This is a genomic window from Parashewanella sp. 2210YD4-3, assembly GCF_056591735.1.
In genome coordinates this window covers 443455-460617 of sequence record NZ_JBWQOG010000001.1, presented here as the reverse complement: position 1 = coordinate 460617, position 17163 = coordinate 443455, and the positions used below count along the sequence as shown (strand labels likewise).

Here is a 17163-nt window from a genome sequence, read left to right as displayed (position 1 = left end):
CATTGTTAGGGCACCATGCTTTTTCGCATGGATAATTGATGTCTTTTAAGTTCTTTTTCTTTTGCCTTTTGGCAAGTTGCAGTTTCTTCTTGAGTCTGCATATTATTTTTTTGTGCTGAATACGCTGTTTTTTCAACTAAAGTCAGCGACTTTAATTGAACTCCCGCTCTTAAATGAAAGTAAGAACGGGAGCCGCTATGAGATATTATTTACCGCGAGCTTCTAGCATTTCTACCGCAGGAAGCTTTTTACCTTCTAGGAATTCTAAGAAAGCACCACCACCAGTTGAAATGTAAGACACTTTATCAGCGATATCGTATTTATCAACCGCCGCTAGCGTGTCACCACCGCCTGCAATTGAGAAGGCATCAGATTCGGCAATTGCTTGTGCAATACGCTTAGTGCCTTCGCCAAATTGATCGAACTCAAATACCCCAACAGGACCATTCCAGACGATAGTGCCAGCGTTTTTTAGAATTTCAGCTAGAGCTTCAGCGCTGTCAGGACCAATGTCGAAGATCATATCATCTTCAGCAACGTCCGCGACTGGTTTTAAAGTAGCTTCTGCGGTTGGGCTGAACTCTTTGCCTGTAATAACATCCGTTGGGACAGGAATATCACCGCCACGACTTTGCGCGTTATTCACAAGACGAGTCGCTTCTTCCATCAAATCGGCTTCGTACAATGATTTACCAACGCCATTGCCCGAAGCAGCAATAAAGGTGTTAGCGATACCACCACCAACCACAAGTTGATCAACTTTAGTCGATAGACTTTCAAGTACCGTCAGTTTGGTAGACACTTTAGAGCCACCGACAATCGCCACCATTGGGCGTGCTGGGTTATCTAATGCTTTGCCAAGAGCATCTAATTCACCGACAAGTAGAGGGCCTGCACACGCGATAGGTGCGTGTTGACCAACACCATGAGTAGAAGCTTGAGCGCGGTGAGCCGTACCGAAAGCATCCATCACATAAACATCACAAAGTGCCGCCAGTTTTTTACTCAGTGCTTCTTCGTTCTTTTTCTCACCTACGTTGAAACGTACGTTTTCGAACACAACTACTTCACCCGCTTTAGCTTCAACACCATCTAAGTAATCAGAAGCCAAAGTCACGTTGCAATCCAGTGCATCGTTTAGGTAATCAACCACTGGCTTTAATGAAAACTCTGCGTTGAATTCACCTTCGGTTGGACGACCAAGGTGAGACATCACCATAACCGCTGCGCCTTTTTCAAGTGCAAGCTTGATGGTTGGTAATGCTGCACGAAGACGTGCGTCACTGGTGACCTTGCCATCAGCAACGGGCACGTTAAGATCTTCACGAATAAGTACGCGTTTACCTTGAAGATCAAGATCTGACATACGAATGATTGTCATAAGTTTTTCCTATTTAAGCAGTAATTCTTGAATTCGGTTGTCCTTGACTATCCCTGCTGAGTTTCAGTCATCGCCAGTGTGGTATCGAGCATACGATTGGCGAAGCCCCACTCGTTATCACACCAAAGTAGCAATTTGATCAAATGACCGTCACTGACACGCGTTTGGGTGCCGTCGACAATACTAGAGCGAGGATCGTGATTAAAATCACAAGAAACAAGTGGCTCATCGGTATAACCCAGCACGGCAGAGAAATGTCCTAATGCGGCCGATTCTAAAACATTATTTACGCTTGCAATATCGACACGTTTCGCAACTGTGACCGATAAGTCAATTGCGGTCACATTGATGGTCGGAACACGTACAGAAATCGCTTCAAACTTGTCTTTGAGATGCGGCAAAATTCGCTCAATACCACGGGCGAGTTTAGTGTCGACGGGAATGATGGATTGTCCAGCTGCGCGAGTTCGACGTAAATCGTCGTGATAAGCGTCAATAACGGGCTGATCGTGCATCGCCGAATGAATGGTGGTGATTGCGCCACTTTTGACGTCAAATTCTTTATCGAGTAAATCAATCACAGGCACTAGGCAGTTGGTGGTGCAAGAAGCGTTGGAAACGACTTTGTCACTTTGTTTTAGCTGCTGTTCATTGACACCAAAAACAATGGTGGCATCCACATCCGGCGTAGATGGGTGACTGATCAATACCTGCTTAGCACCAGCCTTTAGGTGTACTTCACATTCTTCACGTGTTTTGAGCTGACCTGTCGCTTCAAGCACGACATCAACCTTAAGATCTTTCCATGGCAATTTACTCGGGTCAGATTCTTGCAGTAATTGGATGTGATCATCATTGATGATCAGAGTATTTTGCTGGTGGCTTACATTGCCTTGAAAGCGGCCGTGAGTGGTGTCGTATTTTGTGAGGTGGACAATGGCATCGGTATTGGCGAGTTCGTTGATGGCGACAATTTCGATGTGTTGATGTTTGTCTGATTCGTAAAGAGCACGAAGAATAGAGCGGCCAATACGACCATAACCATTGATAGCAACACGGGTTTTCAAATCAGCGTTCCTTTGTGATTCAAAGCAGATCTATTGAGTTCGAAAAATCATAAGAACTAATGATCAAAAAAAGAAGCTGGATTATAGCGTTCAATGACTTGCGACTCAAAGTTTACAATGAAATAAATTTAATTGGAATTAAAGGCTCTCTTAACATTTGTTTAGACATAATTGTTTTTTTAATATTAAGAGAACAATAAATGAGTTTCGATCCCAGAGTCAGAAATTCTGCACCCGATATGTCACAACCTGCAATGGCTGAGCAAAGTGGAGGTTTATCACTCAGTGGTGGAAAAGAGTTGAGTTTTGATGACAGTAGCCCACATCGCTACGGTACAAGTTCGTCAGCAAATCAGGCGCTCGGAGGATTTCATCAAGTAACGGTGGAGAAGCAAGCAGGCGTATCGGTTGACCCCATTGAGGAGCAAAGAGCGAAATTATTAGAATCTTTTGATGCAGACCAAGAGAAAATATTGATTCGAATAACTCTAAGGGAAACTCTCCTGCCTATGTGTCAGGAAGCTTTCAGTAAAGGGCTTATATCTATGCCAACGTTAAACATGGTATTGCTTAATAAAGTAGAAGAGCAAAGTACAATAAAAACTCAGCTAACTGCTGTGCTCGCTGAAATCAGGAAAACAATTGTTACATCTAAAAAACCGACCGTAAAAGCGAAAGATTTTGTTAACTTGATGGCTAGAGATACTTGTCATGCGATGTTATGTCAGCAATTAAAAGCAAGTTTACGCCAGTTACAACAAAATTAGGGGAATAATTAATTCTTAGTGAGTGATAGCGTTCAGGAAGGTAGGCGTGGGATAAAAAATGAGCGCAATCTCTTGCGCTCAATGTTATAGATTAAAGAAGTGATTATTTATAACGAATTAACCTTGTTCACTACATTTTCCACTGTGAAACCGAAGTGCTTCATCAATGCGCCGCCCGGTGCAGATTCACCGAAGGTTTGCATACCAACAACGCCACCATTCATACCAACATACTTATACCAGAAGTCAGTGTGAGCTGCTTCAACTGCTACGCGTTTAGTGATAGTAGAAGGAAGAACGTGCTCTTTGTATTCAGCCGACTGCTTATCAAACTCAGTGGTTGATGGCATAGAAACAACACGTACTTGCTTGCCTTGAGCGGTTAACTCAGCAGCAGCATCTAAAGTAAGTTGTACTTCAGAGCCTGTGGCAATCAAAATGATTTCTGGCGTTTGCTCAGAATCTTTGATGATGTAACCACCTTTAGCGATATCTGATACTTGCTCAGCGCTACGAGCTTGTGCCGGTAAACCTTGGCGGCTAAAGATCAATGACGTTGGTGCATCTTGACGCTCAATCGCTGCTTTCCACGCAACAGCGGTTTCAGTTGCATCACATGGACGCCATACGGCCATTCTTGGCGTCATACGCAAGTTAGCAATTTGCTCAACTGGCTGGTGGGTTGGGCCGTCTTCACCTTGACCAATTGAGTCATGGGTATAAACGAAAATGTTTTGAATGCCCATTAATGCAGACATACGAGTGGCATTACGCATGTATTCCATGAACATTAAGAAAGTCGCGCCATAGTTGATGAAACCACCGTGCAGAGACAGACCGTTCATGATGCCGCCCATACCGAATTCACGTACACCGTAGAAGATGTAGTTACCATCAGCATGGTCTTGAATACCTTTAGAACCCGACCAAAGCGTTAGGTTAGAACCAGCAAGATCAGCTGAGCCGCCCATTAATTCAGGCAGTAGCGCACCAAATGCGCCAATGGCGTTTTGTGATGCTTTACGCGAAGCAATTGATTCGCCTTTGTCTTGGCACTCTTGAATGTAAGTTTGAGCTTTTGCTTCAAAATCAGCAGGAAGTTCACCTTTGATCACACGACGCTCGAATTCAGCGGCTAGTTCTGGGTGGGCTGCCTTATACGCATCAAACTTAGCATCCCAAGCTTGTTCGTTTTGGCTACCCGCTTCTTTAGCATCCCAACCTTGATAAACATTCGCTGGAATTTCAAATGGTGCTGCTTCCCAACCTAGGAATTCACGTGCGGCTGCGATTTCTTCGTCACCTAGAGGTGCGCCGTGACAATCGTGAGAGCCAGACTTGTTTGGAGAGCCGTAGCCGATAACAGTCTTACAGCAAATCATGGTTGGCTTGTCAGTCACAGACTTTGCTTCTTCAATGGCGTTGCGGATCGCTTCAGGGTCGTGACCATCAACATTTGAAATTACGTGCCAGCCGTATGAATCAAAACGCTTAGACGTGTCATCAGTGAACCAACCCTCAACTTCACCGTCGATAGAGATGCCATTGTCATCCCAAAATGCGATCAGTTTACCTAGCTTTAGAGTGCCGGCTAGTGAACACGCTTCATGTGAAATACCTTCCATCAAGCAGCCGTCACCTAGGAAACAGTAAGTGAAGTGGTCAACAACATCGTGTCCGTCACGGTTAAATTGCGCAGCAAGTGTTTTTTCCGCAATCGCCATACCCACTGCGTTACTGATACCAGCACCTAGTGGACCGGTAGTGGTTTCAACACCTGGTGTGTAACCGTATTCAGGGTGACCTGGCGTTTTAGAGTGAAGCTGACGGAACTGTTGTAGTTCAGACATAGGTAGCTCATAACCACTTAGGTGCAATAATGAGTAAATCAACATTGAACCATGACCGTTAGAAAGAATAAAACGGTCTCTGTCTACCCAGTTTGGATTGCTTGGATTGTGTTTAAGAAAATCATTCCATAGCACTTCCGCAATATCAGCCATACCAAGCGGTGCGCCTGGGTGACCAGATTTTGCTTTTTGAACCGCATCCATACTTAGGATACGAATAGCGTTAGCGAGTTCTTTACGGGAAGACATGCTCTCTCCTGCTGCATTTGTGTGAGGTAACGGCCAATTTGGATAAACGGCAGTTGATTATGCGGGGTATTTTCGCTTACTCGAAGTTTTGAAGCAAATGTAAATTGTGAACTGTGTGTTTGTGGCTGATGACATTTTCGAAAACAGATTGTTTGACTAATCTTATGGATAAGCGTTAGCGCACAAGGAAAGGGACTATGTATTCTTTACTGCAAAAGTTGATGAGAACTCCAACTTTTGAAGAATATGAAATTAGTAAAATAGAAGATGGCAAGTACTTGTTGTCACTAGGAGATAAACAGTATCAGGTTGATTTTGTTAAAGATAAATTTGATACCGACTTGTGGCGTTTAAAGAGTATCGAACGTCTTGATGACGGCGCTGACTCCCGGTTTGAATCGCTAAAAAAATTATGGGAAATACAAGACAGCCGCAATCGTAGTGTGATTGGAGCAGCGATGATTGGTTGGCTTAAGCCTAATGAAATTTTTGAACAGCTCAGAGCTCAGTCCACACTAGCTGAAAAAAAACGGTTAAAAAATCCTTTTAAACGTATTTATAAAATAAAACCGCTCCCTGCAGATACGCGACTAACAAGACAGATAATTCAACCAACAGAGCAAACTCAATCACAAAGGCAGTTTAGTGATCCGCTCAAAATGTTTAAAGCGGTATCAAGACCTACAGCTTGGGAAGTTAAAACATTTCATTTAGCTAACTCAGAAAAATCAGAAGGTTATGGACAAGAAAAAAAAGTTGATAAAAGGGGGGCGCAAAGCATTCAACTCAAGCTGCACAAAAATAGGAAGCCTTTTAGCGATCAACAAATTAGGCAAAACCGCTATGCCCTTCGATTATTAAGTCCTTATCAATCCATACATCCTTGTGTCATTGTTGATAGAAACACGGTACTTGCTCCAGACGGTGGCAGAGATGTTTATCTTGATGTCGTAGCTAAAGATAAAAAGATAGCTGTTTTACAATACGAAAAGTTTTGTGAAGACATGATGAAAGCACATGCTAGAGAAATTTACTTCGGTGACATTAAAAATTCTAACTTTGTGATTAAAAGTGATAATGATCCAGTGATGCTCATTGACTTGGATAGTATCGCTACTTTTGATTTATTGCAGGATCAAAAAAATCATCCTGTAGCTTACAACAGAGTAGGGACAAACAAATACAGGCCGTTAACGCCTGCTTATTCTACCCAAAAATTAATTTATGGTAGGGAGAAAAAGATACCAGAAGACGCTGATAAAACTGCCAAGCAGAAAATGAGACGTGAAATAAAGCAGATGAATAGGGCAGCAGACGAATACGCGTTATTGCTTTGTATGCTTGAGGCTACTTGTAGCAAGGACTCGGATATAGAGTTGGATCTTGATCATTTTAATGAATTGGGTGTACTGGGGCACCACGAATTCAAGCATAATATTAGGGCTTGGGTAGTGGATAATATTTTGCCTCAGCATCAAGGTGCCGTTCGACAATTTTTAAAAGATCCTGCGGCTAATCCACTTCCTATCCCCTTGTTTGAGGTGGTTAAGTGGAAATAAACCAAACACACTACTATCAAAAACTACGTTTCGTTGTTGGTTATGTTGTTTGTATAACTTTACAAGCTTGCCTTGACTCTGAAAATGCATGAAAAACGGAACAAATAATCCCTCTGCAAACTCCTCCGTAAAAATAAAAGTACATCAATGTGACTCACGTTCATCAACAAAATTGGTAAATAAGGTGTCATTTAGGGTGAAATTTGTCATGAGATCATTTAAAATAGCCATCTAGATGTCAATGCTTCTGATGTTGATATATTGTTATAGAAGCTTCTTTTAGTGACTGAGAGCACAAAATAATGGCAAAACATTTATTCACTTCTGAATCGGTTTCAGAAGGTCATCCAGATAAAATTGCGGATCAGATCTCTGATGCCGTACTTGATGCAATCTTAGAGCAAGATCCTAAAGCCCGTGTCGCCTGTGAGACTTATGTAAAGACAGGTATGGTTATGGTTGGTGGTGAAGTGACTACCTCAGCTTGGGTTGATATTGAAGAGTTAACCCGTAAAACCGTTCGTGAAATTGGTTACACCAATTCAGATATGGGATTCGATGCTGATTCTTGCGCTATTTTAAATACCATTGGTAAGCAATCACCAGATATTAACCAAGGTGTAGATCGTGCTGATCCTGCCGAGCAAGGTGCCGGTGACCAAGGTTTGATGTTTGGCTACGCCAGTAACGAAACTGATGTGCTAATGCCTGCGCCAATCACTTATTCACACGCACTGGTTAAGCGTCAATCTGAAGTGCGTAAAGACGGTACTTTACCTTGGTTACGCCCTGATGCGAAAAGCCAAGTTACCTTTGCTTATGAACAAGGTAAAATTGTGGGTATTGATGCGGTTGTACTTTCGACTCAGCACAGCGAAGACATTGCTCAAGCTGATTTGATTGAAGCTGTGATGGAAACCATCGTTAAGCCTGTATTGCCAGCAAAATGGTTAAATCAAGACACTAAATATTTCATTAACCCAACCGGCCGCTTTGTGATTGGTGGACCAATGGGAGACTGTGGTTTAACGGGTCGTAAGATCATTGTTGATACTTATGGTGGCATGGCTCGTCACGGTGGTGGTGCGTTCTCTGGTAAAGATCCATCAAAAGTTGACCGCAGTGCGGCGTATGCGGCACGTTATGTAGCGAAAAACATTGTTGCTGCTGGCTTAGCTGAGCGTTGTGAAATTCAAGTGTCTTATGCTATTGGTGTGGCAGAACCAACATCTATCAGTGTTGAGACGTTTGGCACAGGTAAAGTATCAGAAGCATTATTGATTGATCTGGTTCGTCGTCACTTTGATCTTCGTCCTTATGGTCTGACTCAAATGTTGAACTTAGAGCGCCCAATCTATCAAGACACTGCAGCCTATGGTCACTTTGGTCGTGACATCTTCCCTTGGGAAGCGACGGATAAAGCTGAAGTATTAAAAGCAGATGCTGGTCTGTAATTATTTGATTCTATAAAAAAGCCCCGTGAGTATGTACTCATGGGGCTTTTTTTTATCCTGTTAGATAAAGGCTACCGTTGTTCTTCCTTCAACCACTGAGCTACTTGTTTAGCAAAGTAAGTTAAAATGCCATCAGCACCAGCACGCTTAAAGCAAAGCAGTGATTCCATCACGATAGGTTTTTCAGCGAGCCAGCCGTTTTGAATCGCGGCCATGTGCATCGCGTATTCACCACTGACTTGATATGCAAACGTTGGCACAGCTAGTTCAGATTTTACTCGACGCACCACATCTAAATACGGCATGCCAGGTTTAACCATTACCATGTCAGCGCCTTCTTGAATATCCAATGCCACTTCATGCAAGGCTTCGTCAATATTGGCAGGATCCATTTGGTAAGAGTGCTTATTGCCACCTTTCAGGTTGCCCGCTGAGCCTACGGCATCTCTAAATGGGCCGTAATAGCTTGATGAGTACTTAGCCGAATAAGCCATAATTTGGGTATTTACATGATTTGCTTGTTCAAGGGCATTTCGGATAGCACCAATACGACCATCCATCATATCTGACGGTCCTACCATATCGGCGCCAGCTTCCGCGTGAGACAGCGCTTGCTTGATTAATACTTCGGTTGTGACGTCATTGATAATGTAGCCTTCGTCATCAATGATGCCGTCTTGACCATGAGTGGTGAATGGATCAAGAGCCACATCAGTCATTATCCCAAGCTCTGGATAAGCGGCTTTTAGAGCGCGAACACTGCGTTGGACTAATCCTTGTGGATTGTAGGCTTCTTCTGCCATTAATGACTTTTTGTCTGCTGGAGTAACAGGGAATAAAGCAATTAGGGGAATACCTAATTCAACTAACTCTCCAGCTTCTTTGAGCAGCAAATCTAATGAATAGCGTTTAATGCCCGGCATTGAAGAGACATCTTCAGTACGGTTTTCACCCTCTAAAACAAACATTGGGTAAATGAGATCGTTAACGGTTAATTGATTCTCTGCCATTAAACGACGACTAAAATCATGCTTACGCATACGGCGCATTCTGCGCTGTGGAAATGCTCCAGTTACTAAATTCACGTATACCTCGTTTCTAGGATTCACTTTCATGCGCTTCTAGGTGAAGCGAGTAGGCCTGAACTTGATCGCGGCCAGAGTCTTTGGCGTAGTATAACGCTTTATCGGCCTGTTCGAGTAGCTTCATGGCTTGATCTGAGTCATGAACAATGTCTGCAGTGACGCCAATGCTCACGGTTAAATAAATACTCTGATCTTTCCATTTGATATTGTTTTGACGAATAAACTGTCGAATATTTTCAGCAACTTTTAGGGCGCCAGTAATGTCAGTTGCGGGGAGAATAATGGCAAATTCTTCTCCACCATATCGAGATACTAAGTCAGTAGGGCGGTTCAGTTGAGAAGCGATGGAATTTGCAATAAATTTAAGGGCTTCATCGCCAGCTAAATGACCGTAGGTATCATTAATCAGTTTAAATTTATCAATATCCAACATCATCACAGCTAACGGTGTTTGTTGGCGACGGCTTAGTTTTGCTTCAGCGGGTAAGCGTTTGTCAAAAGTGCTGCGATTTTTTACGCCAGTAAGGGTATCAATCGTCGATTGCTCTTTTAATTTATGGTGAGCTTCATTCAGTTCTCGGTAGGCAATTTCCAGTTCTAGGGTTCGCTCTTGAACCATAGAGCCTAGTTGTTCATTACTCTTTGTTTCTGCGCGTAATGCTTCTTCTTTAACTTGTCTGATCCGTTCTGCTTGCATTAACGCTTTTTGCTGAATACGTGACTTTGATTTACGTTCGTTATTGTAGCGTATGGCCAAAATCAGACTGATCATGATCACTTCAACCCCTAACCCAGCCATTATTGGGTACTGAGGCTCAATTTTGAGTGAGATTAGACCTAAATAATTAAATGCACTGGTTCCAGCACCTAATAAAATAGCTCCCCAACCCAGAGCATATAAACGAGCTAATTTATGTCCTCGAGTAACCTGAATGACTGTTATCATGATCAATAAAAAAACCAATAGCATTGCCATGTATATCTGTATGAGTAACAGCAAGTCATAACGGACAACAAAAGCTAATAAACTTAGGCCTAAAGTGGTTACAGCGCCGAGTCGACAAAAACGAACCATGTGACGGCTATTACGTTTTAGATCTAAGATTTTTTCGGTCAACATGAGAGCAAAAGTCATGCTGATAGGAATGATCAGAGGCATAATTAATGCCTGTAGGTATGGGATGCTTGGCCAGATGTATTGATAACCATAGCCAGAAAGGCTGGCTAACAATAGTGTCATGGAAAATACATAACCTGAGAAGTAGCCATAACTGAATGAGCCAGTGCTGAGCGCAAAAAATAAACTAAAAATTCCGACACCAAATAGCATTCCGATCAATAACCCTGTGGTCATGATTTTGAGTTGATCGGACTGAAACAGCGCTTTCGCGCTCCATAATGTCAAGGGAACGGCTCCACTGCCTAAGGTTTCGATATGAAATAGTAAGCTGTGTTGCTGTCCTTTTTGTATATTAACTCGGTAAATAAAGTCGTTGTGGGTAATATCTCTGCTTGCAAAAGGTAAAGTATCACCCATAACGTTAGTGTCTACTAACTTACCATCGACAAAGTGATAAATAGTAATCTTATCTAGTAGAGGGTTATCAAGTTCAATCGAACGACTGACTGAATTCAGCTGTGTATTCAGTCGTACTTGAAACCAAAAATTATGTGAGCCTACACTGCGATTATTGGCATCTTTAAATTTAACCCATTCACTGTCTGGCATATTAATGATTGAATTAGCACTCTCATTCTCATGATCATGAAGCACATAAATATAAGGCGTGAGATCCACTTTCGGTTGAGTGGTAACGTTAGCTGGTGGGATAACTGAAGCCGCGAAAACTTGCGTGGTAAACCACAAAAAGAGACTGCATACAAATAAGCAAGCTTGCTTCATGCGATGATATCCATTTCAAAAAAATCTAATGCATTTTGGTAGCATTGTTCGGTTAATTCATTAAGTGGTTGGCCGCGTAACTCTGCGATCCTTGTAGCAATGCTCGGCAAATACTTAGGATAATTAATATTTGACTTTGGTTTTGGTTTTAAATTTTTAGGCAATAAATAAGGGCTGTCTGTTTCAAGTAACAATTTCTCACTAGGAATGTGCTTAACGGCTTCTGCCAATTCATGACCGCGACGTTCATCACACACCCAACCAGTAACACCAATATGTAAATCAAGTGCCAAGCAATCATGCAGTTGCTGTGTATTTCCGGTAAAGCAATGCAATACAGCCTTAGGTAATTGGTTACGATATCGCGCCACCAACTCTATGAACTCGTCATGGGCATCACGACAATGCATATAGACGGGTTTATTGAGTTCCGTAGCAATTTGTAATTGCTGCTCAAAGGCCTTTAATTGAGCCTGCGGTGGTGAGTAATTGCGATTAAAATCTAAACCACATTCACCAATCGCTACGACCCCTTTTTGAGTGGCAAGCTCAATTAAAGTGTCTTGACTGGAGCCTTCCCAACTACTGGCGTGATGAGGGTGCACGCCAGCTGTGGCAAATAATTGTCTAGGGTAGTCATGAGTGATATTGATAACATCTGCTGATTCATTCAGGTCACTACTTATGACCACCATGGCATTAACACCATGTTGTTTGTTTTCTTGCAAGATGGTGTCTAGACGGTGTTCAAGTTTGCTACCGACAAGGTTAACGCCGATATCAATATACCTTTGCTGCAAAACTTACTGATCCCTTTTCACTCGAATGGTGCTGTTACGTCCACCCATTCCTAATAAAAATGAGCCAAGAGCCCCTTTTTTTATAAAAACTTTATCACCTCTTTTGAGCCTAAAGCGGCGTGAATCTAACTGGCGCCATGATTGACCATTGGTAAAACGAATTCGCAATGCACCATAATGACTCTTGGTGACACTGGCTACCGTTAGGGTTAATTTTGCAATGGCATCGGGTTTAGGTTTTACGCGACCAAAATCATCTTCAGGGTTTGCTGGAATAAGGTTCTTTGAGGCAGACTGAAGCTTCGCTTTTGATAGTGACGTGGTACTGGTTGAATTAACCGATTTAGCCACACGATCGTAGCATATCAATCGTTCCAATTTGTCGTTGATGATTTGGCAACGCTTAAGCTGAGTTTCAATACCTGCAAAGCTAGATGTGGATATAAAAAGGGCACTAAAAGCTAACCATCCATAACGCATCTTGATTCACCTTTTATTTATTAATATCAATTATTCTCGTTGTAGCACAGATACTACAACGAGAGAGGGTAAATATGCACGATTAATCTTTAGGAATGATGCTGTTTTCAGTCTCGTTTTCTTGCTGCTCTGGCTTAGGTCGGTAGAAACGAGCTGCAATCAAACCACCTTCAAAAAGCACTAGCATCGGTACGGCCAACATGGTTTGTGAAATGATATCCGGCGGCGTAAGCAACATCCCAATCACAAATGCGGCCACGACAATATAAGGGCGTTTTGCACTTAAATCCTCAACAGTGGTGACGCCTGCCCAACATAACAGGACAACGGCAACAGGTATCTCAAATGCCAATCCAAACGCAAAAAACAGTTTTAATACAAAGTTAAGGTAACTGTTTATATCTGTTGCAATTTGTACCCCTTCAGGTGCAACGCTAGTAAAGAAGCCAAATACCACTGGAAAGACTACAAAGTACGCAAATGCAATGCCGAGATAAAACAGAAAGGTACTGCTAAACAGCAGCGGAGCAATAAGACGCTTTTCGTGTCGATACAACCCCGGTGCAATAAAAGACCAAATCTGGAATAGCACATATGGTATGGCGATAAAGAAAGATAAGATCAGAGTGAGCTTAAATGGAGCAAAAAAGGGCGCCGTTACTTCGGTAGCAATCATGCTGCCACCAGTAGGAAGCGTACTCATTAGTGGTACTGACACAAAGTGATAAATATCTTTTGCCCAATACACAATACACATGAATACAAAAAGTATGCTACCAATTGCCTTAAGCACTTTTGTGCGAAGTTCCAGCAAGTGGCTGATCAAAGGTTGTTGCTCTGCCATAGTTTATCCGTTGTGATCTGCTGGCTTAGAAGTCGTGTCCGCTTTAAGGGCGGCGGATTTCTGTGACTCTTCATCCTTTGTTTCAGGTTTTAAAGCCTGTTCAGAAGATGTCGAGGTTTCCGCGTCAACCTTATATGGTCGATTTACGGAATCTGCCGCTTGCTTGAGCTTGTCGATTGACTCTTGTAGTTCAGGAGACAAATTGGCTAGCCCTTTACTTTCTGCTTCTTTCAGATCTTTATGCAGTTGCTCAATGTTTAACTCTTGTTCCAGCTCATCTTTCACTGAGTTAACCATGCGCTTTATTGCTTTGATCCAGCCTGCTACTGTACGAACTGCCACTGGCAGGCGTTCAGGCCCAAGTACAACTAGGCCAATAATACCTATCAGCAACAGCTCCATAAAGCCGATGCCATCAAACATGCTGGTTACGCCTGTTCTTTATCTTTTGTTTCAGTGGTGGTTTTGTTATCAACGTCTACAGTGTTGTTTGCCGTTGTTTCATCAGTGAGAGACTTTTTGTCTTCTTCTGACATGGCACTTTTAAAACCTTTAACCGCACCGCCTAAATCGCTACCGATATTACGAAGCTTTTTAGTTCCAAACAGTAACACTACGATTACGGCAATAATAAGTAGTTGCCAAATGCTAATACCCGCCATGAAATACTCCTAATTTACTCTATAAATTCTATGATTTAGGTCGTGTGAACCAACCGAATAACCAGCAACCGACACCCAACCCTATGCAACTTTGTGCCAATATAGGATACGCACTTTGTGTGAACAAAAAGGTGCCACAAATCAATAAAACGGCTGAAGTTATCAATAAATAGTGACTTTTATGTAACTGTTGTTGATGTTTTAGGTATTTGTTGAGCATATCTTGCTGCGAACCTAACATCTTTCTGCCCAGTTTTAAGTTGTCATAAACTAATTCTGGCAACTCTGGTAGCTTTTCAGACCAAAATGGTAAGTTGGCTTTGGCTTTTTGATAAAACGCTTTAGGGCCGACTTGCTCTGACATCCAGTTTTCTAAAAAAGGTTTCGCCGTTTGCCATAAATCTAGCTGAGGATACAACTGTCTACCTAAGCCCTCAATATATAATAAGGTTTTCTGAAGAAGAATTAATTGAGGTTGAACGATAAGCTCGAACCGCCTTGCGGTTCTAAATAGCTCTAATAGTACATGTCCGAACGAAATTTCATGGAGAGGTTTGTTAAACATTGGTTCACACATGGCTTTGACGGCTTGCTCAAAGGCAACTACGTCTGTGTCTCCAGAAATCCAACCTGACTCAATATAAAGTTGGGCAATACGTTGATAATCGCGATTAAAGAAAGCCAAAAAGTTTTCAGCTAAGTAACGTTTATCAGAATCACTTAATACCCCCATGATCCCGCAGTCCAGCCCAATGTAATATGGGTTGTCAGGGTGTTCTTTGGAGATAAAAATATTACCAGGATGCATATCGGCATGGAAAAAGTTATCTCTAAAGACTTGGGTGAAAAAGATTTCAACCCCACGTTCTGCCAACAACTTAAAATTGGTCCCTTGAGCGGTAAGCTCCTCAACATTTGAAACTGGAATGCCGTCAATTCGTTCCATCACCATTAAACGACGGTGACAGAGTTCTTCATAAACGAAAGGTATGTATAAAGAGTTTGAGTCAAGGAAGTTGTTTCTAAGCTTAGTGGCGTTGTGGGCTTCGAGTTTTAAATCTAACTCTCCAAGAATGGTATTTTTATAATCAGCAATAACATCAGCAGGACGAAAACGGCGGCTTTTACCGAGCAATTTTTCAATCGTATGACTGACTTGTTCCATCAAGGTAATATCAGCTTGGATTTGTTGCTCGATATTAGGACGTAGCACTTTTAATACCACTGGCGCCCCATTAGATTTAAGTGTTGCACAATGCACTTGAGCAATCGATGCTGACGCTAATGGCGTGTCATCAAAATCATCAAAATGGGCATCAATGGTTGTACCCAATTCTGTCTCGATGGCTTCACGGGCGAGTTGAGACGAAAATGGTGGTACTCTGTCTTGCAGTTTGGCCAGTTCTTGTGCCCATTCATCACTCAATAGATCTCGGCGAGTGGATAACATCTGTCCTAACTTGATGTAGACAGGACCGAGTTCAAGCATGGCAAGACGAAAACGTTCGCCACCTGATAATGATTTGTGCTTATTACGGATCCAGAAAAAGCTACTGCGTAATAGCTGGAAATACCATGGCTTGAGTTTTTTAGGCAAAAGTTCGTCAAGGCCAAATTGGAGCAGTACCTTGATGATGTGATATCCACGCCGGATCCCTGTGATACTCATTAGTTAATCTGATTCCTTAACATGGCGATGCGCTGTGCTAATTGCTCGGCTTCGTTTTCTAGTGTTTCAAGCGTATCTTGAAAATGAATAAATTCAATTTTATGGGGAGCTAACTTGTATTCCTCAATAGCCAGCTCTGCCACGTGCTCTTGGGTACGGCACATCACCTTAGTCACATCGCGTTTTAACTGCTTAAGCCCTGTTTGCAACCAATGAGCAGGAGCATCACCAATCATTTTTGCCATGATTTCGCCCCAATCAAACGATAATTGTTGCAGATAATGGTTAAAGTTTTGTAGTACGGCAAGGTCGCCATCTAATTGCAGCTTATCGGCTTTGATCAGTTCGGTTAGATTGGCACCTTCAGTTAGGCGGTACAAAGTGGTGGCATCGGCATTGACGGTAACGTCTGCTTCTCCTGAGAATTGGCTCATCACCAAAATTTGTTCGCCACCGATAAAAAATAGCGGAAAGGGCAGCTGCTTCAGCTGAATTTTAATGATTTTACCTTTGAGCTTGCTTTGCTCAGAACTGAGATGAGGGTTTAATTTCGCAAGCTGAGCCAGTGCCGTTTCAACGACACTAACACAAACTAAGGCAAGCTGATGAGATGACATTAGAACTTGTATCCACGGTGCAGTGCGACAATACCATCAGTCAAATTGGTATAGTCCACTTGCTCAAGTCCTGCGTCGATCATCATTTGCTTTAACGTCTCTTGATCAGGGTGCATACGAATTGATTCGGCAAGATACTCGTAGCTATCAGCATCATTAGTAATGAGTTTGCCCATTTGAGGGATCACTCTGAAGCTGTATAGATCATACACTTTCTTCATCAAGTCATGTTGAGGCTTAGAAAATTCTAAAACTAACAGTTTGCCACCCGGTTTCAACACTCGTTGCATTGAGCGAAGGGCTGCATCTTTATCGGTAACATTACGTAAACCAAATGCGATGGTAATGATATCAAAATGATTATCAGGAAAAGGCAGCGCTTCAGCGTTCGCTTGCACATAGCTGACATTACCTACAATGCCTTTGTCACGAAGCTTATCACGTCCTACTTTCAACATAGAGTCATTGATGTCAGCCAAAGTTACCGAGCCCGTAGCGCCAACAAGCTGTGAAAATTTAGCGGTAAGGTCGCCAGTGCCACCAGCAAGATCTAGTACTTTCATACCTGGTCGAGCCGCAGCAGTTTCTATCGTAAATCGCTTCCAAAAGCGATGGATACCCAATGACATAACATCATTCATGATGTCGTATTTAGCAGCTACTGAGTGAAAAACATCAGCTACTAAATCGGCTTTTTTGTCAGCATCTACGGTTTTGTAACCGAAGTGGGTTTGTTTTGAGCCACCATCAGACATGGTCTTGGTATCCTGTGTTGT

15 protein-coding genes and 1 pseudogene are annotated in these 17163 nt (G+C 42.4%); 3 read left to right on the top strand and 13 right to left on the bottom strand.

Annotated elements, in window-relative coordinates:
* Nucleotides 1-205: 205 nt before the first annotated feature.
* Together AC1EU0_RS01995 and epd are read right to left on the bottom strand one after the other, a co-directional pair.
* Nucleotides 206-1381, bottom strand: coding sequence for a phosphoglycerate kinase (locus AC1EU0_RS01995; RefSeq protein ID WP_480300206.1), 1176 nt, complete (start codon nucleotides 1379-1381; stop codon nucleotides 206-208).
* A gap of 47 nt (nucleotides 1382-1428) precedes the next feature.
* Nucleotides 1429-2448, bottom strand: a complete 1020-nt coding sequence (gene epd / locus AC1EU0_RS01990; protein WP_480300204.1) for an erythrose-4-phosphate dehydrogenase — start codon at nucleotides 2446-2448, stop codon at nucleotides 1429-1431.
* A gap of 200 nt (nucleotides 2449-2648) precedes the next feature.
* On the opposite strand from epd, the gene AC1EU0_RS01985 reads away from it, so the two are divergent.
* Nucleotides 2649-3215, top strand: a complete 567-nt coding sequence (locus tag AC1EU0_RS01985) for a hypothetical protein (RefSeq protein ID WP_480300203.1) — start codon at nucleotides 2649-2651, stop codon at nucleotides 3213-3215.
* Between the two features lie 107 nt (nucleotides 3216-3322).
* On the opposite strand, the gene tkt is transcribed toward AC1EU0_RS01985, so the two are convergent.
* Nucleotides 3323-5314 (bottom strand): transketolase, encoded by a 1992-nt coding sequence (tkt, locus tag AC1EU0_RS01980; RefSeq protein ID WP_480300202.1) that lies wholly within the window; start codon nucleotides 5312-5314, stop codon nucleotides 3323-3325.
* 197 nt (nucleotides 5315-5511) lie between these two features.
* Between tkt and AC1EU0_RS01975 the strand changes: the two genes are divergently transcribed.
* Together AC1EU0_RS01975 and metK are read left to right on the top strand one after the other, a co-directional pair.
* A complete protein-coding gene (locus AC1EU0_RS01975) occupies nucleotides 5512-6873 on the top strand; it encodes a hypothetical protein (protein WP_480300201.1) in 1362 nt (453 codons plus the stop codon).
* Between the two features lie 302 nt (nucleotides 6874-7175).
* On the top strand, nucleotides 7176-8327 hold the full coding sequence (gene metK / locus AC1EU0_RS01970; RefSeq protein ID WP_480300200.1) for a methionine adenosyltransferase: 1152 nt from the start codon (nucleotides 7176-7178) through the stop codon (nucleotides 8325-8327).
* 71 nt (nucleotides 8328-8398) lie between these two features.
* Here metK and hemB read toward each other — a convergent pair whose 3' ends face one another.
* From hemB to ubiE, 10 genes and pseudogenes are all read right to left on the bottom strand, one after another.
* Nucleotides 8399-9412 (bottom strand): porphobilinogen synthase, encoded by a 1014-nt coding sequence (hemB, locus tag AC1EU0_RS01965; RefSeq protein ID WP_480300199.1) that lies wholly within the window; start codon nucleotides 9410-9412, stop codon nucleotides 8399-8401.
* A gap of 13 nt (nucleotides 9413-9425) precedes the next feature.
* A complete protein-coding gene (locus AC1EU0_RS01960) occupies nucleotides 9426-11315 on the bottom strand; it encodes a sensor domain-containing diguanylate cyclase (protein ID WP_480300198.1) in 1890 nt (629 codons plus the stop codon).
* Nucleotides 11312-12115, bottom strand: a complete 804-nt coding sequence (locus tag AC1EU0_RS01955) for a TatD family hydrolase (protein ID WP_480300197.1) — start codon at nucleotides 12113-12115, stop codon at nucleotides 11312-11314. The genes AC1EU0_RS01960 and AC1EU0_RS01955 overlap by 4 nt, the downstream gene beginning before the upstream one ends.
* A 3-nt stretch (nucleotides 12116-12118) precedes the next feature.
* On the bottom strand, nucleotides 12119-12595 hold the full coding sequence (locus AC1EU0_RS01950; RefSeq protein WP_480300196.1) for a hypothetical protein: 477 nt from the start codon (nucleotides 12593-12595) through the stop codon (nucleotides 12119-12121).
* An 82-nt stretch (nucleotides 12596-12677) separates the two neighbouring features.
* Entirely contained in the window at nucleotides 12678-13439 is a 762-nt protein-coding gene (tatC, locus tag AC1EU0_RS01945; protein ID WP_480300195.1) for a twin-arginine translocase subunit TatC, read from the bottom strand.
* Nucleotides 13440-13564: 125 nt separating this feature from the next.
* Nucleotides 13565-13862, bottom strand: a pseudogene (tatB, locus tag AC1EU0_RS01940) (Sec-independent protein translocase protein TatB); the annotation flags it as partial.
* 5 nt (nucleotides 13863-13867) lie between these two features.
* Nucleotides 13868-14101, bottom strand: a complete 234-nt coding sequence (gene tatA, locus AC1EU0_RS01935; RefSeq protein ID WP_480300194.1) for a Sec-independent protein translocase subunit TatA — start codon at nucleotides 14099-14101, stop codon at nucleotides 13868-13870.
* A 28-nt stretch (nucleotides 14102-14129) separates the two neighbouring features.
* Nucleotides 14130-15770: a ubiquinone biosynthesis regulatory protein kinase UbiB gene (gene ubiB, locus AC1EU0_RS01930; protein WP_480300193.1), complete on the bottom strand. Its 1641-nt coding sequence runs from the start codon at nucleotides 15768-15770 to the stop codon at nucleotides 14130-14132.
* Nucleotides 15770-16387 carry a ubiquinone biosynthesis accessory factor UbiJ gene (locus tag AC1EU0_RS01925; RefSeq protein ID WP_480300192.1) on the bottom strand — a complete coding sequence of 206 codons (618 nt, stop codon included), beginning with the start codon at nucleotides 16385-16387 and terminating at the stop codon, nucleotides 15770-15772. Before AC1EU0_RS01925 ends, ubiB begins: the two co-directional genes overlap by 1 nt.
* Nucleotides 16387-17142, bottom strand: coding sequence for a bifunctional demethylmenaquinone methyltransferase/2-methoxy-6-polyprenyl-1,4-benzoquinol methylase UbiE (ubiE, locus tag AC1EU0_RS01920; RefSeq protein WP_480300191.1), 756 nt, complete (start codon nucleotides 17140-17142; stop codon nucleotides 16387-16389). The genes AC1EU0_RS01925 and ubiE overlap by 1 nt, the downstream gene beginning before the upstream one ends.
* Nucleotides 17143-17163 lie beyond the last annotated feature (21 nt).